This window comes from Pseudomonas sp. TH34 (genome assembly GCF_016650865.1).
In the GTDB taxonomy this organism is placed as follows: domain Bacteria; phylum Pseudomonadota; class Gammaproteobacteria; order Pseudomonadales; family Pseudomonadaceae; genus Aquipseudomonas; species Aquipseudomonas yamanorum.
Genome location: NZ_JAEKFB010000018.1, coordinates 126,941 through 147,538, shown reverse-complemented (window position 1 = coordinate 147,538; position 20,598 = coordinate 126,941). Strand labels below are relative to the sequence as shown.

The following is a 20,598-nucleotide window of genomic DNA, read 5'->3' as shown; positions in this document are numbered from 1 at the left end:
GTCCACAGAAACGGCAAGACCCGATATCCGGTAGCCTGAAAAAGCAAAACCCCCGAAGAACGGGGGTTTTGGTGGTTCGAGTGCGGCTTATTCCACCGTCACCGACTTCGCCAGGTTGCGCGGCTGGTCAACGTCAGTGCCCTTGAGCACGGCGACGTAGTACGACAGCAACTGCAGCGGGATGGTGTAGAGAATCGGCGACAGGGTGTCGTGGATGTGCGGCATGTTGATGACGTGGGTACCTTCGCCATTGGTCATGCCGGCCTTTTCGTCGGCGAACACGATCAGTTGACCGCCACGGGCGCGCACTTCCTGCAGGTTGGATTTGAGCTTCTCCAGCAGTTCGTTGTTCGGCGCGACGGTAACGACTGGCATGTCGTCATCCACCAGGGCCAACGGGCCGTGCTTCAGCTCACCGGCTGGGTAGGCTTCGGCGTGGATGTAGGAGATTTCCTTGAGCTTGAGCGAACCTTCCATCGCCACCGGGTATTGCGCGCCACGGCCGAGGAACAGGGTGTGGTGTTTGTCGGCGAACAGCTCGGCGACTTTTTCCACGGTGCTGTCCATGGCCAGTGCTTCGCCCAGGCGGGCCGGCAGGCGGCGCAGTTCTTCGACCAGGTGCGCCTCGACGCCTTCGCCCAGGGTGCCGCGAACCTGGCCCAGAGACAGGGTCAGCAGCAACAGACCGACCAACTGGGTGGTAAAGGCTTTGGTGGAGGCCACGCCGATTTCACGACCGGCCTGGGTCAGCAGGGTCAGGTCGGACTCACGCACCAGGGAGCTGATGCCGACGTTGCAGATCGCCAGACTGCCGAGGAAGCCAAGTTCCTTGGCGTTGCGCAGGGCGGCCAGGGTGTCGGCGGTTTCACCGGACTGGGAGATGGTCACGAACAGGGTGTCGGGTTGCACCACCACCTTGCGGTAGCGGAATTCGCTGGCGACTTCGACCTGGCACGGGATGCCGGCCAGTTCTTCCAGCCAGTAACGGGCAACCATGCCGGCGTGGTAGCTGGTACCGCAGGCGACGATCTGTACGTTGCGCACTTTGGCGAACAGTTCGGCGGCTTGCGGGCCGAAGGCTTGCACCAATACCTGGTTCTGGCTCAGGCGACCTTCCAGGGTGCGTTGTACCACGGCCGGTTGCTCGTGGATTTCCTTGAGCATGAAGTGGCGGAACTCGCCCTTGTCGGCGGCTTCGGCGCCGTCGCGGTACTGCACGGCTTCACGTTCCACGGACTGGCCGTTGACGTCCCAGATGGACACGCTTTCACGGCGGATCTCGGCGATATCGCCTTCTTCCAAGTACATGAAGCGGTCGGTCACCTGGCGCAGGGCCAGTTGGTCGGAGGCGAGGAAGTTCTCACCCAGGCCCAGGCCGATCACCAACGGGCTGCCACTGCGGGCGGCGACCAGGCGGTCGGGCTGGCTGGCGCTGATCACGGCCAGGCCATAGGCGCCGTGCAGTTCCTTGACAGTGGCCTTGAGGGCGTTGGTCAGGTCACCGAGGTCCTTGAGCTTGTGGTTCAGCAGGTGGGCGATGACTTCGGTGTCGGTGTCCGAGGTGAAGACATAACCCTGGCCCTTGAGCTGTTCACGCAGCACTTCGTGGTTTTCGATGATGCCGTTGTGCACAACCGCCAGGTCACCGGAGAAGTGCGGGTGAGCGTTGCGTTCGCAGGGTGCACCGTGGGTGGCCCAACGGGTGTGGGCGATACCCAGGCGGCCTACCAGCGGCTCACCAGCCAGTGCCTGTTCCAGTTCGCTGACCTTGCCCGGGCGACGCATGCGCTCAAGCTTGCCGGCGTTGGTGAAAAGCGCCACACCGGCGCTGTCGTAGCCACGGTATTCCAGGCGTTTGAGGCCTTCGAGCAAAATGGCGGTGATGTTTCGTTCAGCGACTGCGCCAACAATTCCACACATGGTTTCTCTCCTAGATGACTGCCGCGCAAATCAGCGTGATGCCGCGGGCTTGAATCTGGTCGCGGGCCTCAAGCGGCAGGCGATCATCGGTAATAAGGGTATGGACGCTGCTCCAGGGCAGTTCCAGGTTGGGGATCTTGCGGCCAATCTTGTCGGACTCGACCATCACCACCACTTCGCGGGCGACCTCGGCCATGACGCGGCTCAGGCCCAGCAATTCGTTGAAGGTGGTGGTACCGCGCTCCAGGTCGATGCCATCGGCACCAATGAAGAGCTGGTCGAAGTCGTAGGAACGCAGTACTTGCTCGGCGACCTGGCCCTGGAACGAGTCCGAATGCGGGTCCCAGGTGCCGCCGGTCATCAACAACACCGGCTCGTGTTCCAGTTCGCTCAAGGCGCTGGCCACGTGCAGGGAGTTGGTCATCACCACCAGGCCGGGTTGCTGGCCCAGTTCGGGGATCATGGCGGCGGTGGTGCTGCCGCTGTCGATGATGATGCGTGCGTGTTCCCGCAAGCGCCTGACGGCCGCACGGGCGATGGCGCGCTTGTAGGCAGAAATGGGCTGGGCCGGATCACCGACCAATTCCTGAGGCATGGTGATGGCGCCGCCGTAGCGACGCAGCAACAGGCCGTTACTTTCGAGGGCGGCCAGGTCCTTGCGGATGGTCACTTCCGAGGTTTCGAAACGTTTGGCCAATTCGTCCACGCTGACTTCGCCTTGCTCGGTGAGCATGGCAAGGATGTTGTGGCGACGTTGGGGTGTATTTCGTTTCGACATGGTGATGATAAGTTTCGTTTCGAAAGATAACGAAGGCAATCAAAACCTATTCAATCAAAATGGTCAAGCATGCGACTGAGTTTTTTGAATCAACACAGATAAAAATGTGGGAGCGGGCTTGCTCGCGAAAGCGGTGTGTCAGTCAGCGCATGTATCAACCGAAAGACCGCCTTCGCGAGCAAGCCCGCTCCCACATGAGTACTACAGTGATTCAGGGGTGTGGATAACTCAGGTTTTCTTGATTTTGACCGGGCGCTTCCAACCGTCGATGTTGCGCTGGCGGGCGCGGGCTACGGCCAGTTGGGACTTATCCACATCCTGGTTGATGGTTGAGCCTGCCGCCGTATTCGAACCATCACCAATGGTGACGGGCGCGATCAATGAGTTGTTGGAGCCAATAAATACGTCTTCACCAATGGTCGTCTGGTACTTATTGGCGCCATCGTAGTTACAGGTAATAGCGCCGGCGCCGATATTGCTGCGTGCACCAATCACTGCATCACCGAGGTAGGCCAGGTGTCCTGCCTTGGCGTCGTCGCCCATCCGGGCGTTTTTCAGTTCTACAAAGTTACCCACATGGGCGCGGGCGCCAAGCACGCTACCCGGACGCAAACGCGCGAACGGACCGGCATCACTGCCCTCGCCCATCACCGCACCATCAATATGACTGTTGGCCTTGATCACCACGCCTTTGCGCAGGGTACTGTCCTTGATCACGCAGTTCGGGCCGATCACCACGTCGTCTTCAATGACCACGCGGCCTTCGAGGATCACGTTGATATCGATCAGCACGTCGCGGCCTACGGTGACATCACCTCGCACATCGAAACGTGCCGGATCACGCAGCGTCACGCCCAGCGCCATCAGGCGGCGGCCTTCACGCAGTTGATAGTGACGCTCCAGCTCCGCCAGTTGCTTGCGGTCGTTGGCACCCTGCACTTCCATCGGGTCGTGGGGCTGTTCAGTGGCGACCACCAGGCCATCGCTGACGGCCATCTCGATGACGTCGGTCAGGTAGTACTCGCCCTGGGCGTTGTTGTTGGACAGACGGCTCATCCAGTCCGCCAGGCGATCGGCCGGAACCGCGAGGATGCCGGTGTTGCCTTCAGTGATGGCGCGCTGGGCTTCGCTGGCGTCCTTGTGCTCGACGATGGCGGCGACCTTGCCGTCAGCGTTGCGCACGATACGACCGTAGCCGGTAGGGTCATCCAGCTCGACAGTGAGCAGGCCCATCTGGCCTGGCACCACGTGCTTGAGCAGGCGCTGCAAGGTTTCCACTTCGATCAGCGGCACGTCACCGTAGAGGATCAGCACGGTGTCGGCCTTGATGAACGGCACGGCTTGCGCTGTGGCATGGCCGGTACCCAATTGCTTGTCCTGCAATACGAAATTCAGGTCATCCGCCGCCAGCCGCTCACGCACCACATCGGCACCGTGGCCAATCACCACATGAATGCGCTGTGGATCAAGCTGCCGGGCGCTGTGGATAACATGGCCAAGCATGGAGTTGCCGGCAACCGGGTGCAGCACCTTGGGCAGAGCCGAACGCATACGGGTGCCCTGGCCTGCGGCAAGAATTACGATTTCGAGAGACATGAATGGCTACCAATCCTGGGCGGTCAGACTTCAGACCAAAGAAGTGTTTTGCAAAAAAAGAAAAAGGGTAGCCGAGGCTACCCTTTTTAATCAATCACACATGAGGCTTGACGGCTTAGCCGCCAAACTTCTTGCGGATCTGCTGGACGGTGCGCAGCTGAGCTGCGGCCTCGGCCAGACGTGCAGCAGCAGAACCGTAGTCGAAATCTGCGCCTTTTTCGTTCAGGGCCTTCTCGGCAGCCTTGACGGCTTCCTGAGCGGAGGCTTCATCCAGGTCGGCAGCACGTTGCACGGTGTCGGCAAGTACCTTGACCATGTTCGGCTGAACCTCGAGGAAACCACCGGAGATGTAAAACACCTCCCTTTCCCCGCCCAGCTTGGTCAGAGTGATCGGACCAGGCTTCAAGGATGTAATCAATGGCGCGTGGCCAAAGTTAATACCCAGGTCGCCCAGTTCGCCGTGTGCAATCACACTCTCGATCTGACCGGAGAAGATTTCCCCTTCCGCGCTGACGATATCGCAATGGAATGTCATAGCCATCTGCTTGCCTCAACCTGATTAGCGCCCGTTACCGGGCGCCGGAATTACAGTTTCTTGGCTTTCTCGATCGCTTCTTCGATGCCGCCGACCATGTAGAACGCTTGTTCTGGCAGGTGGTCGTAGTCACCGTTGAGGATGCCTTTGAAGCCAGCAATGGTGTCTTTCAGGGAAACGTATTTACCCGAGGCACCGGTGAAGACTTCAGCCACGAAGAACGGCTGCGACAAGAAGCGCTGGATCTTACGAGCGCGGGATACCAACTGCTTGTCGGTTTCCGACAGCTCGTCCATACCCAGGATCGCAATGATGTCCTTCAGTTCTTTGTAACGCTGCAGAACGTACTGGACGCCGCGAGCGGTGTCGTAGTGTTCCTGGCCGATAACGTTCGGGTCCAGCTGGCGCGAAGTCGAATCCAGTGGATCGACCGCTGGGTAGATACCCAGGGAGGCGATGTCACGGGACAGTACGACGGTGGCGTCCAAGTGGGCGAACGTGGTCGCTGGCGACGGGTCAGTCAAGTCATCCGCAGGTACGTATACCGCTTGGATCGAGGTGATCGAACCGTTTTTGGTCGAAGTGATACGCTCTTGCAGAGTACCCATCTCTTCGGCCAGGGTCGGCTGGTAACCTACTGCGGAAGGCATACGGCCCAGCAGTGCGGATACTTCAGTACCGGCCAGGGTGTAACGATAGATGTTGTCGACGAACAGCAGAACGTCGTTACCTTCGTCACGGAACTTCTCGGCCATGGTCAGGCCGGTCAGTGCTACGCGCAGACGGTTACCCGGCGGCTCGTTCATCTGACCGTAAACCAGTGCCACTTTGTCCAGAACGTTGGAATCCTTCATCTCGTGGTAGAAGTCGTTACCCTCACGAGTACGCTCACCCACACCGGCGAACACGGAATAACCGCTGTGCTCGATGGCGATGTTACGGATCAGTTCCATCATGTTTACGGTTTTGCCTACACCGGCACCACCGAACAGACCGACTTTACCGCCCTTGGCGAACGGGCAAACCAGGTCGATAACCTTGATGCCGGTTTCCAGCAGGTCGTTGCCGCCCGCTTGTTCCGCGAAGGAAGGCGCAGGACGGTGAATGCCCCAGCGCTCTTCGGTGTCGATTGGACCGGCTTCGTCGATCGGGTTACCGAGGACGTCCATGATCCGGCCCAGGGTCGCTTTACCGACCGGTACGGAGATAGCTGCGCCAGAGTCAGTGACTTCCAGACCGCGCTTCAAGCCTTCGGTAGAACCCATTGCAATGGTACGAACCACGCCGTCGCCCAGCTGCTGCTGAACTTCCAGGGTGGTGCCTGCATCGCTTTTGACTTTCAAAGCGTTGTAGATGCTCGGTACGCTGTCGCGTGGGAATTCCACGTCGATAACGGCGCCGATGATTTGAACGATACGTCCGCTACTCATAGCTGGATCCTCTGAATATTTGAACCGTTAAACCGCGGCAGCGCCGCCGACGATTTCCGAGATCTCTTGGGTGATCGCAGCCTGACGCGCCTTGTTGTAGATCAGCTGCAAATCGCTGATCAAATCACCGGCGTTGTCGGTAGCGTTCTTCATCGCGATCATCCGCGCAGCTTGTTCAGCCGCGTTGTTCTCGACCACCGCCTGGTACACCTGCGACTCCACGTAGCGCACCATCAAGCCGTCAAGCAGCTCTTTGGCGTCTGGTTCGTAGAGGTAGTCCCAGTGGTGCTTGAGTTCTTGTTCCGGGGCCGCCACCAATGGAATCAACTGCTCCACGGTAGGCTGTTGCGTCATGGTGTTGATGAACTTGTTGGACACCACGGAGAGGCGGTCAATCCGGCCTTCCAGGTATGCATCCAGCATCACCTTGACGCTGCCGATCAAATCATTGATCGACGGTTCTTCACCCAGGTGGCTGATAGCTGCAACGACGTTACCGCCGAAGTTGCGGAAAAAGGCCGCACCCTTGCTACCGACCACACACAGATCGATCTCGACGCCTTTTTCGCGGTTTACCGCCATGTCCTTGACCAGGGCCTTGAACAGGTTGGTATTCAAACCACCGCACAAACCACGGTCACTGCTCACCACGACATAACCGACGCGCTTAACTTCGCGATCGATCATGAACGGGTGGCGATATTCCGGGTTGGCGTTGGCCAGATGACCAATAACCTGGCGGATACGCTCCGCGTAGGGACGGCTAGCAGCCATGCGCATTTGTGCCTTGCGCATTTTGCTGACCGCCACTTTTTCCATGGCGCTGGTGATCTTTTGCGTGCTTTTGATGCTCGCAATCTTACTGCGAATCTCTTTTGCGCCTGCCATGTAACACCTATCAGGTTAGCAAGCGGGAGCCTCGCGGCCCCCGCTGCGGCTTACCAGGTTTGGGTGGCCTTGAACTTCTCGATACCGGCTTTGATGCCAGCGTCGATGTCGTCATTGAAGTCACCCTTCACGTTGATCTTCGCCATCAATTCGGCGTGATCGCGGTTGAAGTAAGCAATCAGCGCTTGTTCGAAGCTGCCGACCTTGGTGATTTCAACGTCGGTCAGGAACCCACGCTCAGCGGCATACAGCGACAGCGCCATGTCAGCGATCGACATTGGTGCGTATTGCTTCTGCTTCATCAGCTCGGTAACGCGCTGACCATGCTCAAGTTGCTTACGGGTCGCTTCGTCCAGGTCAGAAGCAAACTGGGCGAATGCCGCCAGTTCACGGTACTGAGCCAGAGCGGTACGGATACCACCGGAGAGCTTCTTGATGATCTTGGTCTGAGCGGCACCACCCACACGGGATACCGAAACACCGGCGTTCACTGCAGGACGGATCCCGGAGTTGAACATGGCCGATTCCAGGAAGATTTGACCGTCGGTGATGGAAATCACGTTGGTCGGAACGAACGCGGAAACGTCGCCAGCCTGGGTTTCGATGATCGGCAGTGCGGTCAGGGAACCGGTTTTGCCGGTCACTGCGCCGTTGGTGAACTTCTCTACGTATTCTTCCGAAACGCGGGATGCGCGCTCCAGCAGACGGGAGTGGAGATAGAACACGTCGCCTGGGTAAGCTTCACGGCCTGGTGGACGGCGCAGCAGCAGGGAAATCTGGCGGTAAGCCACTGCTTGCTTGGACAGATCGTCATAAACGATCAGCGCGTCTTCACCGCGGTCGCGGAAGTATTCGCCCATGGTGCAACCGGAGTACGGTGCCAGGAACTGAAGTGCAGCGGATTCGGAAGCACTGGCGGCCACGACGATGGTGTTAGCCAGGGCGCCGTTTTCTTCCAGCTTGCGAACCACGTTGGCGATGGTCGATTGTTTCTGACCGATGGCTACGTAGACGCAGAAAATCCCGCTGTCTTTCTGGTTGATGATCGCGTCGATCGCCAGAGCGGTTTTACCGATCTGACGGTCACCGATGATCAGCTCACGCTGGCCACGGCCGACAGGAATCATGGCATCGACAGCCTTGTAGCCAGTCTGTACAGGCTGGTCTACCGACTTACGCCAGATCACGCCTGGAGCAACTTTCTCGACCGCATCGGTCTCGGTGTTGTTCAGCGGACCTTTGCCGTCAACTGGGTTACCCAGTGCGTCGACAACGCGACCCAGCAGTTCCTTACCAACCGGAACCTCCAGGATGCGGCCTGTGCACTTGGCGCTCATGCCTTCAGCCAGAGTCTGGTAGGAGCCCAATACAACGGCACCTACAGAGTCTTGCTCCAGGTTGAGAGCCATACCGTAGACGCCGCCCGGAAACTCGATCATCTCGCCGTACATGACGTCGGCCAGACCGTGAATCCGCACGATGCCGTCAGATACGCTGACGACAGTGCCTTCGTTACGGGCTTGGGAGGTCACATCGAGCTTGTCGATGCGGCCCTTGATAATTTCACTTATTTCGGAAGGATTGAGTTGCTGCATTGCTCTGCTGCCCCTTCAAACTCAAGATTTCAATGCTTCGGCAAGATTCGCGAGTTTGCCGCGAATCGAGCCATCGATAACCAGGTCGCCGGCGCGAATGATGACACCACCAATCAGGGTGGCATCCTCCGCAACTTGCAGGCGCACTTCCCGGTCGAGTCGTGCACTGAGAACCTTGGCGAGTTTGTCTTGCTGTTCTTGGTTCAATGCAAAAGCACTGGTCACTTCAACGTCTACCGATTTCTCTTGTTCGGCCTTGTACAGGTCAAACAGAGCGGCGATCTCCGGCAGAAGCGGGAGACGGTCGTTTTCGGCAACGACGTGGATGAAGTTCTGCACTTTTACATCAAACTTGTCGCCGCACACGTCAATAAACGTGGCGGCCTTGTCTGCGCTCGTCAGTCGCGGGGCCTTGAGCACGCGCTGCATGGTGTCGTCTTGCGACACTGCTGCAGCCAGGCCGAGCATGGCTGACCAAGAGGCCAGCTGCTGGTGGGCCTGGGCGTGCTCGAAGGCTGCCTTAGCGTAAGGTCGGGCCAACGTGGTCAATTCTGCCATGATCGCCCTCGCTTAAATTTCAGCAGCCAGTTTGTTTACCAGCTCCGCGTGCGCGTTTTGATCGATTGTGGCACCCAGGATCTTCTCAGCACCGCCGACGGCCAGAGCACCCAGTTGGGCACGCAGCGCATCTTTGACACCGTTCAGTTCCTGCTCGATCTCGGCTTGAGCCTGAACCTTCACACGGTCAGCGTCGATACGGGCTTTTTCAACAGCCTCTTCAACGATCTGGTTACCGCGTTTCTTGGCTTGCTCAATGATTTCAGCTGCCTGAGCTTTCGCTTCGCGCAGTTGTTGACCCGCTTTATCTTGGGCCAACTCCAGGTCGCGAGCTGCTCGTGCGGCAGCGTCCAGTCCGTCTGCGATCTTCTTCTGACGTTCGTGCAAAGCCGCGATGACCGGAGGCCATACGAACTTCATGCAGAAAACTACAAAAATCAAGAACGCTAAGGACTGACCAATAATGGTTGCATTAATGTTCACGCCAATACCTCGCTCGTTCGTTGCACAACACACCAATCACTCGAAAAAACGAGTGATTAACCGGCGAGTTGACCAACGAAGGGGTTCGCGAAGGTGAAGAACAGAGCGATACCAACACCGATCATGGTCACGGCGTCGAGCAGGCCGGCGACGATGAACATTTTAACTTGCAGCATTGGAACCATTTCTGGCTGACGCGCTGCGCCTTCCAGGAACTTGCCGCCCAGCAGGCCGAAACCAATGGCAGTACCCAGGGCGCCCAGGCCGATCAACAGTGCAACAGCGATAGCGGTTAGACCAACTACAGTTTCCATCTTTCCTCCCGACTTTTACGTCGTATGGTTTAGGTTTTTTAGATTTTAAAGCGGTAAAACAAATCGTTTCATAGCCCTTCAGGGCTACCCTCCCGTTTGACCGGGAGGGACATCAGACTAGTCGAGACTGGTCTTAATGGTTCTCTTCGTGCGCCATCGACAGGTAGACGATGGTCAGCATCATGAAGATAAACGCCTGCAGGGTGATGATCAGGATGTGGAACACAGCCCACGCCCACTGCAGAACAATGCCCAGGCCGCTAAGCCAGAGCAGACCACTGCCGAACATCACAGCGATCAGAATGAACACCAGCTCGCCGGCATACATGTTGCCGAACAGTCGCAGAGCCAGGGAAATCGGCTTGGCGATCAGGGTCACGAATTCCAGCAGGAAGTTCACCGGGATCAGCAGGGCTTGAACGAAGATGTTCTTGCTGCCGAACGGGTGCAGGGTCAGTTCACCGATGAAGCCGCCGATGCCCTTGATCTTGATGCTGTAGAAAATGATCAACACGAACACCGACAGGGCCATGCCCAGGGTAGCGTTCGGGTCAGTGGTCGATACGGCACGGAATGGAATGTGCGGATCGCCGGAGATCGCCATGGCCAACTGAGGAATCCAGTCAACCGGAATCAGGTCGACGGCGTTCATCAGGAACACCCAGACGAAGATGGTCAGTGCCAACGGTGCAATCACCGCGCTACGACCATGGAAGCTGTCTTTCACGCTGCCATCGACGAATTCGACCAATACTTCAACGAAGTTCTGCAAAGCACCTGGCTGACCGGAAGTCGCCTTCTTTGCCGCCATGCGGAAAATCAGGACGAAGATCAGACCCAATGCGACAGACCAGCCCAGAGTATCCAGGTGGAATGCCCAGAAGCCCATTTCTTTGGCTTCTGCTGCGGTGTGGGCAAAGCCCCAGCCGCCGTTGGGAAGCTGACCGAAGGTCAGGTTCTGCAAGTGGTGCTGGATATAGCCCGAAGCGGTTGTTTCTGCCATGGTTGCCTCAAACGCCCTAAGGTTTCGAAAGTCTTGTTTTCATTAGCAGGGGAGCGAACCAGCTGACCAGTTGGGTCAACACGAAGACGCCGAATACAGCCAGCGGCGCCAATGGCTTCACACCTGCAAAGGTCAGTGCAAACAGCACTGCCGTCAAAATCAATTTCCCCGCCTCGCCAGCATAAAAAGACCGGACGATGGCTTGGGCTGCTCGGGCGCCGGAAAACCGAAAGGCCCTGTGAGCAAAATACATATTGGGCAGCAAGGCTATCAGGCCTCCGCAGAGTCCCGAGTATCCGGCTACGACTCCATGCCAGTACCAAAACGCCAAAGCGGCGATCAGCAAGATGACAAATTGAGCCACTAAAACCGGGAAAACGGCCAAGCGATGGAACGGCAACGTGTTTGGCGTGCGGGTTTCCATCACTCTTGCTCCTCAATGGTCGGCTGCCGGAAATCAATAACTTGGCATAATTTGTGCCGACAAAATGCGCGCAGAGTATAGGGGCGGTTCTGCCCCTATTCAACTGCCGGGTAGTGATTTCCGACTGCGCGCTACAGAAGCAATTGTTTCAGCGGATGTGGGCAAGGACGCCCTGAAGCTCATCCAATGAGTTATATCCGATGACCAATTGCCCTTTACCTTTCTTGCCGTGGCGAATTTGCACCGCAGAGCCTAGGCGTTCGGCCAGGCGCTGCTCCAGGCGTGCAATGTCCGGATCAGGTTTGGCAGTTTCGACCGGTGCAGGTTTGCCACTGAGCCACTGGCGAACCAGGGCCTCGGTCTGACGAACGGTGAGGCCTCGTGCGACAACGTGTCGCGCCCCTTCAACCTGTTGATTTTCCGGCAAACCGAGCAAGGCACGGGCGTGCCCCATTTCCAGGTCTCCATGGGAAAGCATGGTTTTGATGACTTCCGGCAGCGCGATTAGGCGCAACAGGTTGGACACGGTCACCCGGGACTTGCCCACCGCGTCCGCGACTTCCTGCTGAGTCAATTTGAATTCCTGCTGCAAACGCTGCAGGGCGATCGCCTCCTCAATAGGATTAAGGTCTTCGCGCTGGATGTTCTCGATCAACGCCATGGCAATGGCGGTTTCATCCGGCACATCACGCACCATCGCCGGGATGGTTTCCTTGCCGGCCTGTTGGCTCGCGCGCCAGCGGCGTTCGCCGGCGATGATTTCAAAGCGACCTGCACCAATCGGGCGCACCACGATTGGCTGCATCACGCCCTGGGCCTTGATCGAATTCGCCAATTCTTCCAGCGCCTGAGGGTCCATGTCCCGGCGCGGCTGGTATTTGCCGCGCTGGATCAGGTCCAGCGGCAGGTGTTGCAGCTCGCGCTCGTCGGCCTGCACTGCCTGTTCTTCAAGCGAAGTGACAGTCGGACCACTCAGCAGTGCATCCAGTCCACGTCCGAGACCTCGTTTCTTGACGGCCATGGGGATTCCTTAAGTTGGCTGGGCTGCAGCGGTGCGTGAATTGCGGCGTTGACGACGAACCATCTCGCCGGCCAGAGCCAGGTAGGCAATGGCGCCGCGGGATGATTTGTCGTACGCCAGCGCGGGCATGCCATAGCTTGGCGCTTCGGCCAGGCGGATGTTGCGTGGAATCACGGTGTCGTAGAGCTGGTCGCCGAAGTGTTCCTTGAGCTGCGCCGACACATCGTTCATCAGGCTCAGGCGCGGGTCATACATGGTCCGCAGCAAGCCTTCGATTTGCAGGTTCGGGTTGAGCAACTCGGCAATACGCTTGATGTTATCCACAAGGTCGCTCAAGCCTTCCAGCGCGAAGTACTCGCACTGCATGGGGATAATTACCCCGTCGGCGGCAACCAGTGCGTTCAACGTCAGCATCGACAGCGACGGTGGGCAGTCGATCAAAATGTAGTCGTAATTCTCGCGGATCGGCGCCAGGGCGCTGCGCAGACGGCTTTCTTTCATCTGCATTTCCAGCAGCACCACTTCCGCCGCAGTCAAATCGCGGTTGGCCGGCAGCAGTTGATAACCACCGTGCTCGGAATAGTGCATGGCCTGGGCCAGGTCGCACTCGCCAATCAGCAAGTCGTAGACCGAGTTTTCCAGGCCGTGTTTATCCACACCGCTGCCCATGGTGGCGTTGCCCTGTGGATCGAGATCGATCAACAGCACCCGACGCTTGGTAGCAACCAGGGATGCTGCGAGGTTGATGCAGGTGGTGGTTTTGCCCACGCCACCTTTCTGGTTCGCTATCGCGAATACCTTAGCCATTCTTGCTTGTGTTCCCAATCATGCCGTGCGGCGCAGTATCAGCAGATGGCGTTGGCCTTGGCAACCGGGTACGGCCAAAGCGTGTTCGCTATCGAGGTGGAAGTCTGCCGGCAATGCTAACAGCTCGTCGCTTGGATGAACGCCCTTCATTGCCAGCCAACGGGTATCGCGGTCGCCGAGGTGGCGGGTCCAGTTGCTGAAGTTCTCCATACTGCTGAACGCCCGGGACACAATTCCGTTGAATGGCTGTTCAGGCGTGAAGGCTTCGACGCGACTGTGGATAACTTGCAGATTATCCAGCTTGAGTTCGAGTTTTACCTGGGTCAGGAAGCGAGTTTTCTTGCCATTGCTGTCGAGGCAGGTCACTTGCGACTCGGGAAACAGGATCGCCAACGGGATGCCGGGCATGCCGCCGCCGCTGCCAACGTCGAGCCAGCGGCCGTTTTCGATAAACGGCATCACGCTGAGGCTGTCGAGCAGATGGCGAGAGACCATTTCGTCTGGATCACGCACCGCAGTGAGGTTGTAAGCCTTATTCCATTTGATCAACAGGGCCAGATAACCCAGCAGCAACTCGTGCTGGGCTTCGGTCAGGTTGACGCCAAGCTGGCGAGCACCTGTGGATAACTCTTCGGCGTGTTGCGAGGTGACCAACGAACTCAAGCGCTTTGCTCCAACTGACGGCCCGCGCCGCGTTTTTTCAAATGAATCATCAACAGCGAAATGGCTGCCGGCGTGACGCCCGGGATACGGGACGCCTGGCCCAGGGTCTCTGGTCGAGTTATCCCCAGCTTGCCTTGAATCTCTTTCGACAGCCCGGAAATGTTTGTGTAATCGATATCCACAGGCAGCTTGGTGTCTTCGCTGGCCCGCAGACGAGCGATCTCATCCTGCTGGCGGTCAATATACCCGGCGTATTTGGTCTTGATTTCGACCTGTTCGGCGACCTGTGGATCTTCTGCGCCAACGCCGGTGACCGAGATCAGCCCAGCGTAGTCGATTTCCGGACGGGACAGCAGGTTCAGCAAGTTGTATTCGTGAGTCAGCGGCGTGCCGAATTTTTCGGCAATCGCGTCGCCTTGCTCGGTGCCCGGGCGAACCCAGGTACTTTTCAGGCGTTGCTCTTCCAACTCGATGCTTTCGCGTTTTTTGCAGAAGGCAGCCCAACGCACATCGTCGACCAGGCCCAGCTCGCGACCTTTTTCGGTCAAGCGCAGGTCGGCGTTGTCTTCCCGCAGGATCAGGCGGTATTCGGCCCGGGACGTAAACATCCGGTACGGTTCCTGGGTACCGAGAGTAATCAGGTCGTCGACCAACACCCCGATGTACGCCTCATCGCGACGCGGGCACCAGCTGTCTTTGCCCTGGGCACGCAGTGCCGCGTTGGCTCCAGCCAGCAAACCCTGGGCGCCGGCTTCTTCGTAACCGGTGGTGCCGTTGATTTGGCCAGCGAAGAACAAGCCGCCAATAACCTTGGTTTCCAGGCTGTATTTCAAGTCACGCGGATCGAAGTAGTCGTACTCGATGGCGTAACCAGGCCGCACGATGTGGGCGTTTTCCATACCGCGAATCGATTGCACAATCTGGATTTGCACATCGAACGGCAAGGAAGTGGAAATCCCGTTCGGGTACAGCTCGTGGGTAGTCAGACCTTCCGGCTCGATAAAAACCTGGTGGCTTTCCTTGTCGGCAAAGCGATGGATCTTGTCTTCGATCGACGGGCAGTAGCGTGGGCCAATACCTTCGATCACACCGGAATACATCGGCGAACGGTCGAGGTTCGCAGCAATGATTTCGTGGGTGCGAGCGTTGGTATGGGTAATCCAGCAACTGACCTGTTTCGGATGCTGTTCCTTGGAACCCATGAACGACATCACCGGGATCGGTGTATCGCCGGCTTGCTCGGTCATCACCGAGAAATCCACAGACCGGCCATCGATACGCGGCGGTGTGCCGGTTTTCAGGCGACCGACACGCAGCGGCAGTTCGCGAAGGCGCTGAGCCAAGGCGATCGACGGCGGATCACCAGCGCGGCCACCGGAATAGTTCTGCATGCCGATGTGGATAAGTCCGCCGAGGAAGGTACCGGTGGTCAACACCACGGATTCTGCGAAGAAACGCAGGCCCATTTGCGTTACAACACCGCGTACCTGGTCTTGTTCGACGATCAGGTCATCGGCTGCCTGTTGAAATATCCACAGGTTCGGCTGGTTTTCCAGGGTTTCGCGGACAGCGGCCTTGTACAGGATCCGGTCGGCTTGAGCACGCGTGGCTCGCACGGCCGGGCCTTTGCGGCTGTTCAATACGCGAAATTGAATACCACCTTTGTCGGTAGCCATGGCCATCGCGCCACCCAGGGCATCGATTTCCTTGACCAAGTGGCTTTTGCCAATCCCGCCGATTGCGGGGTTGCAGCTCATGGCGCCGAGGGTTTCCACGTTATGCGTCAGCAACAGGGTTTTTGCCCCCATGCGTGCTGACGCCAGTGCTGCCTCGGTACCGGCATGACCGCCGCCGATGACGATCACTTCAAAACGGGAAGGGAAATCCACCACGCACCTCGTGCCTGCTTCTGTAGGTAATTAGGAATGAGCGTTCGAGATCAGGTTTTCGAACGAGTCGGCAAGTATAGGGACTTCGCCCTTCCTAAAGAACCCTTTGCACAAAATTTAACCAGCTGTGGATGAATCACGAACAATAGAAATTAAAAGAGAGAAATTTATTAAATCTTTGTTTTTATGTTTATTTCTACTGAGGCATTTTTCTGTGGATAGATCTCTACAGGCCTTTATTTACTTTGTGTACACAGCTTCAAAAGTCTGTGGTTAGGTGCCAAGGAGGCCCTTGGATAAGTGGTTTAAGCCTGTGGATTAAACAGGTGGTTATCCACAGAGGGGTTTTTACTCAGGTTTCAAGGCTGGTTATCAACTGGGCACAGGGGGGGTTATTCACAGGGCTTAATCCACAGAAAAGCGTCCGTAAAGGCAAATTACGGGCGCAGAAAAGCCGTCGCAGCGTTCGCGTTATTCAGAAAAGACAGTTGGATGCCCTGAAACGGGCAGAACAGACAGGCGCGAATGGCCTGTCTGGGTAGCAGCGAAAGGTTATTTACCGATGCAGAAGCTGGAAAAGATCCGTCCCAGCAAGTCATCGGAGCTGAACGCACCGGTAATCTCGCCCAATAACTGTTGAGCCTGGCGCAGATCTTCAGCCAGAAGCTCACCAGCACCTGCCAGGGTCAACTGTGCCCGCCCGTGCTCGAGGGCCGCGCTGGCATGACGCAACGCTTCCAGGTGCCTGCGGCGCGCGCTAAAGCTGCTTTCCGAGGTCTGTTCGTAGCCCATGCACGCTTTCAGATGATCGCGCAGCAGTTCCAGCCCTTCTCCTGCGGCCTTGGCACTCAAGCTGATTGTCACGTGGCCATCTTCACTGACTTCCAGGGCAATTGCCTCGCCCGTCAGGTCAGCCTTGTTGCGAATCAGCGTGACCTTGGCCGGGTCCGGCCGTTGTTCGAGGAATTCCGGCCACAGCGCGAATGGATCTGCAGCCTCTGGCGCAGTGGCATCCACCACCAGCAGCACACGGTCAGCTTCCGTAATGGCCTTCAACGCGCGTTCCACACCGATCTTTTCCACCTGGTCATCGGTGTCACGCAGCCCGGCCGTGTCCACCACATGCAGGGGCATGCCATCGATGTGGATATGTTCGCGCAGGATGTCCCGCGTGGTGCCGGCGATCTCGGTGACGATCGCGGCTTCTCGCCCGGCCAGGGCATTGAGCAGGCTCGACTTGCCGGCGTTGGGACGACCGGCAATCACCACGGTCATACCGTCGCGCAGCAAGGCACCTTGCCCGGCTTCACGCAGTACTGTGGATAACTCGTCACGGACTTTATCCAGCATCGCCAGGACATGGCCATCGGCGAGGAAGTCGATTTCTTCCTCCGGAAAATCAATCGCGGCCTCCACGTAGATGCGCAAGCTGATCAATTGCTCGGTCAGGTTATGCACACGCAGGGAAAATGCGCCCTGCAATGAGCGCAACGCATTGCGCGCGGCTTGTGCAGAGCTGGCTTCGATCAGGTCGGCGATCGCCTCGGCCTGAGCCAGGTCAAGTTTGTCGTTGAGGAACGCGCGTTCGCTGAATTCACCCGGCCGTGCCAGGCGGCAACCCAACTGCAGGCAACGCTGCAGCAGCATGTCCAGGACGATCGGGCCGCCGTGGCCTTGCAGTTCCAGGACGTCTTCACCGGTAAAGGAGTTCGGCCCCGGGAAATAAAGGGCAATGCCTTCATCCAGCACTTCTTCATCAGTGCCTAAAAATGGCCCGTAATGCGCATACCGTGGCTTCAGTTCGCGCCCAATGATGGCCTGGGTCGCCACGCCGGCGAGCGGTCCGGAAATACGAACGATACCGACACCACCACGACCTTGAGCGGTGGCGACAGCGGCGATGGTTTCACGAGGAGCGCTCATGGCGGGTACCCGGATAAAAGTGACGGAAAGCAAAACGCCCCACTAGGGGGCGTCTTGAGTGGTGTTATCCACAGAGTAAATTACGCCTCGGCTTTTTTGGTAGCCGCTTCGATTTTACGTGTGATGTACCACTGTTGGGAGATCGACAGGCAGTTGTTGACCACCCAGTACAGCACCAGACCAGCCGGGAACCACAGGAAGAAGAAGGTGAAGATGATTGGCATCATTTTCATTACCTTGGCCTGCATCGGGTCCGGCGGCGTCGGGTTCAGACGCTGCTGGATGAACATGGTCGCGCCCATGATGATCGGCAGGATAAAGAACGGGTCTTTGATCGACAGGTCAGTTATCCACAGCATGAACGGAGCCTGGCGCATTTCCACGCTTTCCAGGAGCACCCAGTACAGCGACAGGAACACCGGCATCTGCACCAGAATCGGCAAGCATCCACCCAACGGGTTGATCTTCTCTTTCTTGTACAGCTCCATCATGGCCTGCGACATTTTCTGCCGGTCATCGCCATGTTGTTCTTTCAGCGCGGCCAGTTTCGGGGCCACGGCACGCATACGCGCCATCGACTTGTAGCTGGCAGCCGACAGTGGGAAGAAGATCCCCTTGATCAGCATGGTCAGCAGGATGATCGAGAAGCCCCAGTTGCCGACGATGCTGTGGATATGTTGCAGCAACCAGAAGATAGGCTGGGCAATGAACCACAGAATGCCGTAATCCACAGTCAGTTCCAGACCTGGGGATAACTCTTTCAGCACAGCCTGGCTCTTCGGACCGGCGTACAACGTAGCGCTGGCTTCGGCCTTGGCACCTGGAGCGACGGTCAACGTCGGGCCAGTAAAGCCAATGATGTAGTTGCCTTGGCTGTCTTTGCGGGTTTGAACCAGGTTCGCATCACCCTTGTTCGGGATCCATGCGGTCACGAAGTAGTGTTGCAACCAGGCAACCCAGCCACCTTGAACGGTTTCTTTCAGCGCGCCCTTGTCGATATCTTTCATCGACACTTTTTTGTACGGCTCGCTACTTGTCCACAGGGCGGCGCCCAGGTAAGTCGCGGTGCCGGTGGCGGTGCTGGAAGAAGGATCGGCGCTGTTGTCACGCTTGAGCTGGGCAAACAGGTTGCCAGTCCACGGCTTGGCGCTTTCGTTATCGATCAGATAAGTGACTTTCAGATCGTACAAACCGCGGGTGAAGCTGAAACGCTTGATGTAGTTGACGCCGTCGTGACTGAATTTCAGGTCGACGTTCAACTGGTTCTGGCCGTCAGCCAGTTGATAAGTCTTCTGTTCGGTCGAATAAACCGGACGACCGGTAGCACGAGCATCCGGACCGTCAGTACCGGTCAGGCCACTTTGTGCCAGATATACACGTTCGCCGCCATTATCGAACAGCTGGAACGGAACATCCGGATGGTCTTGGCGACGTGGATACAGCGGCAGCTTCAGCTGGGCGATATCACCACCCTGTGGATCGATTGCCAGGTCCAGTACATCCGTTTTTACATGGATGAGGTCTTTATTGGTGACGACCGGGGTTTCTACCGGGGTGCTGGTATCGGCATTCGCGCTGGGTACATCGGCACTGGCGGCAGCATTGTTACCCAGTGGCGTATCCGGAATAGCCGGCGCCGACTGATTGGTAGCAACATTCTGAGTCGGCAGGGCAGCTTGGCCATAATCCTGGTTCCACTTAAGAACCATAGAGTAGGACACGATTGCCAGGGCGACGATCAGGATCGTGCGTTTAATATCCATGATTACTCGGCCATCGAAGAAGAACGGGAGGTAGGGATAGGTGGAACCGGGTCATAACCACCGGGATTCCACGGATGACAGCGACCTAAACGACGAAAGGTCAGCCAGCCACCGCGCAGAAGGCCATGATTTTCTATGGCTTCCAACGCGTAGCAGGAACAACTGGGGTAGAAACGACAGTGATTTGCCATCAGGGGACTAATGGCATAGCGGTAAAACTGGATCGGAACGAGGGCCAGTTTACGCATCAGTACTGTCTACCCCTACAGTTTCGGTGCTGACAGCTGGTGCTGGCTTGTTGGTACGAGCCAAACGTTTCCAGAGCTTGCCGAAATGCTGAATCAATTCGGGGTTTTCTACGTCCCCCAAGCCTTTGCGCGCGACGATAACAATATCCCAACCAACCAGAGTGTCCTGGTGGAGGCGAAACGATTCGCGCATCAGACGCTTGAGGCGATTGCGCTCAACGGAGAGCTTTACGCTCTTCTTGCCGATCACTAACCCGAGACGGGGGTGATCCAGATCGTTGTTACGCGCAAGGAGCAGGAGATTTTTCCCCGGAACCTTGCCGGTGGGGGAGTCAAAGACTGCCTTGAAATGCCGGGGGGTTAGCAGACGCTTTTCCCGACTGAAGTCCTGACTCACCACCAGTACCGGATTATCAAACTGCCAGACGCGCACGACCTTTGGCGCGGCGACGCGACAGGACAGCACGGCCGTTCTTGGTGGCCATGCGAGCACGGAAGCCGTGAGTACGGGCGCGTTTGATGGTGCTTGGTTGGAAAGTACGTTTCATGGCGTGTTACCTGGTTCGTCCACAACGGGCCGGAATGGCCCCCGTTTTAAGAGACCGGCGATTCTAGAGAAAGCAAGCCTCTAGGTCAATTTCCAACCAGCTTTTCCTTTAATTAGATATCTGGAGGCCCCTGGACCGAATCCGAGCGGTTCGGCTTTCACGAGCAATGCCATAGATATAAAAATAAAGAAGGAAGTTATTTAAAGCTTTTC

At 57.5% G+C, this 20,598-nt stretch carries 21 protein-coding genes; all 21 read right to left on the bottom strand.

What is annotated here, in order from left to right; genetic code table 11:
- Positions 1-87: 87 nt before the first annotated feature.
- Positions 88-1,920, bottom strand: a complete 1,833-nt coding sequence (glmS, locus tag JFU58_RS11440) for a glutamine--fructose-6-phosphate transaminase (isomerizing) (RefSeq protein WP_063033753.1) — start codon at positions 1,918-1,920, stop codon at positions 88-90.
- A 10-nt stretch (positions 1,921-1,930) separates the two neighbouring features.
- The gene (locus tag JFU58_RS11435) at positions 1,931-2,698 is read right to left on the bottom strand and encodes a DeoR/GlpR family DNA-binding transcription regulator (protein ID WP_063033752.1); all 768 of its coding nucleotides are present in this window, start codon (positions 2,696-2,698) and stop codon (positions 1,931-1,933) included.
- Positions 2,699-2,926: 228 nt separating this feature from the next.
- A complete protein-coding gene (glmU, locus tag JFU58_RS11430) occupies positions 2,927-4,294 on the bottom strand; it encodes a bifunctional UDP-N-acetylglucosamine diphosphorylase/glucosamine-1-phosphate N-acetyltransferase GlmU (protein WP_102370203.1) in 1,368 nt (455 codons plus the stop codon).
- 115 nt (positions 4,295-4,409) lie between these two features.
- Complete coding sequence (locus JFU58_RS11425; RefSeq protein ID WP_008439541.1) at positions 4,410-4,835, bottom strand: F0F1 ATP synthase subunit epsilon; 426 nt, start codon at positions 4,833-4,835, stop codon at positions 4,410-4,412.
- Between the two features lie 44 nt (positions 4,836-4,879).
- Positions 4,880-6,259, bottom strand: coding sequence for a F0F1 ATP synthase subunit beta (atpD, locus tag JFU58_RS11420; RefSeq protein WP_003213545.1), 1,380 nt, complete (start codon positions 6,257-6,259; stop codon positions 4,880-4,882).
- Positions 6,260-6,286: 27 nt separating this feature from the next.
- Entirely contained in the window at positions 6,287-7,147 is an 861-nt protein-coding gene (atpG, locus tag JFU58_RS11415) for a F0F1 ATP synthase subunit gamma (RefSeq protein ID WP_003213547.1), read from the bottom strand.
- A gap of 50 nt (positions 7,148-7,197) precedes the next feature.
- Positions 7,198-8,742 (bottom strand): F0F1 ATP synthase subunit alpha, encoded by a 1,545-nt coding sequence (gene atpA / locus JFU58_RS11410; RefSeq protein ID WP_003213549.1) that lies wholly within the window; start codon positions 8,740-8,742, stop codon positions 7,198-7,200.
- Positions 8,743-8,763: 21 nt separating this feature from the next.
- Complete coding sequence (locus JFU58_RS11405; protein WP_003213551.1) at positions 8,764-9,300, bottom strand: F0F1 ATP synthase subunit delta; 537 nt, start codon at positions 9,298-9,300, stop codon at positions 8,764-8,766.
- A 12-nt stretch (positions 9,301-9,312) separates the two neighbouring features.
- Entirely contained in the window at positions 9,313-9,783 is a 471-nt protein-coding gene (locus JFU58_RS11400) for a F0F1 ATP synthase subunit B (protein ID WP_008439543.1), read from the bottom strand.
- Positions 9,784-9,839: 56 nt separating this feature from the next.
- A complete protein-coding gene (atpE, locus tag JFU58_RS11395) occupies positions 9,840-10,097 on the bottom strand; it encodes a F0F1 ATP synthase subunit C (protein ID WP_002555987.1) in 258 nt (85 codons plus the stop codon).
- 133 nt (positions 10,098-10,230) lie between these two features.
- Positions 10,231-11,100: a F0F1 ATP synthase subunit A gene (atpB, locus tag JFU58_RS11390; RefSeq protein WP_017477891.1), complete on the bottom strand. Its 870-nt coding sequence runs from the start codon at positions 11,098-11,100 to the stop codon at positions 10,231-10,233.
- A 16-nt stretch (positions 11,101-11,116) separates the two neighbouring features.
- Positions 11,117-11,524: a F0F1 ATP synthase subunit I gene (locus tag JFU58_RS11385; protein WP_017477892.1), complete on the bottom strand. Its 408-nt coding sequence runs from the start codon at positions 11,522-11,524 to the stop codon at positions 11,117-11,119.
- A 148-nt stretch (positions 11,525-11,672) separates the two neighbouring features.
- Positions 11,673-12,545, bottom strand: coding sequence for a ParB/RepB/Spo0J family partition protein (locus JFU58_RS11380; RefSeq protein WP_063033750.1), 873 nt, complete (start codon positions 12,543-12,545; stop codon positions 11,673-11,675).
- A 9-nt stretch (positions 12,546-12,554) separates the two neighbouring features.
- Positions 12,555-13,352: a ParA family protein gene (locus JFU58_RS11375; protein WP_017477894.1), complete on the bottom strand. Its 798-nt coding sequence runs from the start codon at positions 13,350-13,352 to the stop codon at positions 12,555-12,557.
- An 18-nt stretch (positions 13,353-13,370) separates the two neighbouring features.
- Complete coding sequence (gene rsmG, locus JFU58_RS11370; RefSeq protein ID WP_003213561.1) at positions 13,371-14,015, bottom strand: 16S rRNA (guanine(527)-N(7))-methyltransferase RsmG; 645 nt, start codon at positions 14,013-14,015, stop codon at positions 13,371-13,373.
- Positions 14,012-15,904, bottom strand: coding sequence for a tRNA uridine-5-carboxymethylaminomethyl(34) synthesis enzyme MnmG (gene mnmG, locus JFU58_RS11365; RefSeq protein ID WP_063034100.1), 1,893 nt, complete (start codon positions 15,902-15,904; stop codon positions 14,012-14,014). Before mnmG ends, rsmG begins: the two co-directional genes overlap by 4 nt.
- Before the next feature lie 552 nt (positions 15,905-16,456).
- The gene (gene mnmE / locus JFU58_RS11360) at positions 16,457-17,827 is read right to left on the bottom strand and encodes a tRNA uridine-5-carboxymethylaminomethyl(34) synthesis GTPase MnmE (protein ID WP_177069850.1); all 1,371 of its coding nucleotides are present in this window, start codon (positions 17,825-17,827) and stop codon (positions 16,457-16,459) included.
- A gap of 80 nt (positions 17,828-17,907) precedes the next feature.
- On the bottom strand, positions 17,908-19,590 hold the full coding sequence (gene yidC / locus JFU58_RS11355; protein WP_003213572.1) for a membrane protein insertase YidC: 1,683 nt from the start codon (positions 19,588-19,590) through the stop codon (positions 17,908-17,910).
- Positions 19,591-19,592: 2 nt separating this feature from the next.
- Positions 19,593-19,838 (bottom strand): membrane protein insertion efficiency factor YidD, encoded by a 246-nt coding sequence (yidD, locus tag JFU58_RS11350; RefSeq protein WP_003213574.1) that lies wholly within the window; start codon positions 19,836-19,838, stop codon positions 19,593-19,595.
- Positions 19,831-20,235, bottom strand: a complete 405-nt coding sequence (gene rnpA / locus JFU58_RS11345; RefSeq protein ID WP_053128141.1) for a ribonuclease P protein component — start codon at positions 20,233-20,235, stop codon at positions 19,831-19,833. Before rnpA ends, yidD begins: the two co-directional genes overlap by 8 nt.
- A gap of 16 nt (positions 20,236-20,251) precedes the next feature.
- Complete coding sequence (rpmH, locus tag JFU58_RS11340; protein WP_003213577.1) at positions 20,252-20,386, bottom strand: 50S ribosomal protein L34; 135 nt, start codon at positions 20,384-20,386, stop codon at positions 20,252-20,254.
- Positions 20,387-20,598: the final 212 nt, after the last annotated feature.

Bases quoted from the DNA above. Each gene is read 5' to 3' on its own strand.
- glmS (WP_063033753.1), bottom strand. From the start codon at position 1,920: ATGTGTGGAATTGTTGGCGCAGTCGCTGAACGAAACATCACCGCCATT.
- JFU58_RS11435 (WP_063033752.1), bottom strand. From the start codon at position 2,698: ATGTCGAAACGAAATACACCCCAACGTCGCCACAACATCCTTGCCATG.
- glmU (WP_102370203.1), bottom strand. From the start codon at position 4,294: ATGTCTCTCGAAATCGTAATTCTTGCCGCAGGCCAGGGCACCCGTATG.
- JFU58_RS11425 (WP_008439541.1), bottom strand. From the start codon at position 4,835: ATGGCTATGACATTCCATTGCGATATCGTCAGCGCGGAAGGGGAAATC.
- atpD (WP_003213545.1), bottom strand. From the start codon at position 6,259: ATGAGTAGCGGACGTATCGTTCAAATCATCGGCGCCGTTATCGACGTG.
- atpG (WP_003213547.1), bottom strand. From the start codon at position 7,147: ATGGCAGGCGCAAAAGAGATTCGCAGTAAGATTGCGAGCATCAAAAGC.
- atpA (WP_003213549.1), bottom strand. From the start codon at position 8,742: ATGCAGCAACTCAATCCTTCCGAAATAAGTGAAATTATCAAGGGCCGC.
- JFU58_RS11405 (WP_003213551.1), bottom strand. From the start codon at position 9,300: ATGGCAGAATTGACCACGTTGGCCCGACCTTACGCTAAGGCAGCCTTC.
- atpE (WP_002555987.1), bottom strand. From the start codon at position 10,097: ATGGAAACTGTAGTTGGTCTAACCGCTATCGCTGTTGCACTGTTGATC.
- atpB (WP_017477891.1), bottom strand. From the start codon at position 11,100: ATGGCAGAAACAACCGCTTCGGGCTATATCCAGCACCACTTGCAGAAC.
- JFU58_RS11385 (WP_017477892.1), bottom strand. From the start codon at position 11,524: ATGGAAACCCGCACGCCAAACACGTTGCCGTTCCATCGCTTGGCCGTT.
- JFU58_RS11380 (WP_063033750.1), bottom strand. From the start codon at position 12,545: ATGGCCGTCAAGAAACGAGGTCTCGGACGTGGACTGGATGCACTGCTG.
- JFU58_RS11375 (WP_017477894.1), bottom strand. From the start codon at position 13,352: ATGGCTAAGGTATTCGCGATAGCGAACCAGAAAGGTGGCGTGGGCAAA.
- mnmE (WP_177069850.1), bottom strand. From the start codon at position 17,827: ATGAGCGCTCCTCGTGAAACCATCGCCGCTGTCGCCACCGCTCAAGGT.
- yidC (WP_003213572.1), bottom strand. From the start codon at position 19,590: ATGGATATTAAACGCACGATCCTGATCGTCGCCCTGGCAATCGTGTCC.
- yidD (WP_003213574.1), bottom strand. From the start codon at position 19,838: ATGCGTAAACTGGCCCTCGTTCCGATCCAGTTTTACCGCTATGCCATT.
- rpmH (WP_003213577.1), bottom strand. From the start codon at position 20,386: ATGAAACGTACTTTCCAACCAAGCACCATCAAACGCGCCCGTACTCAC.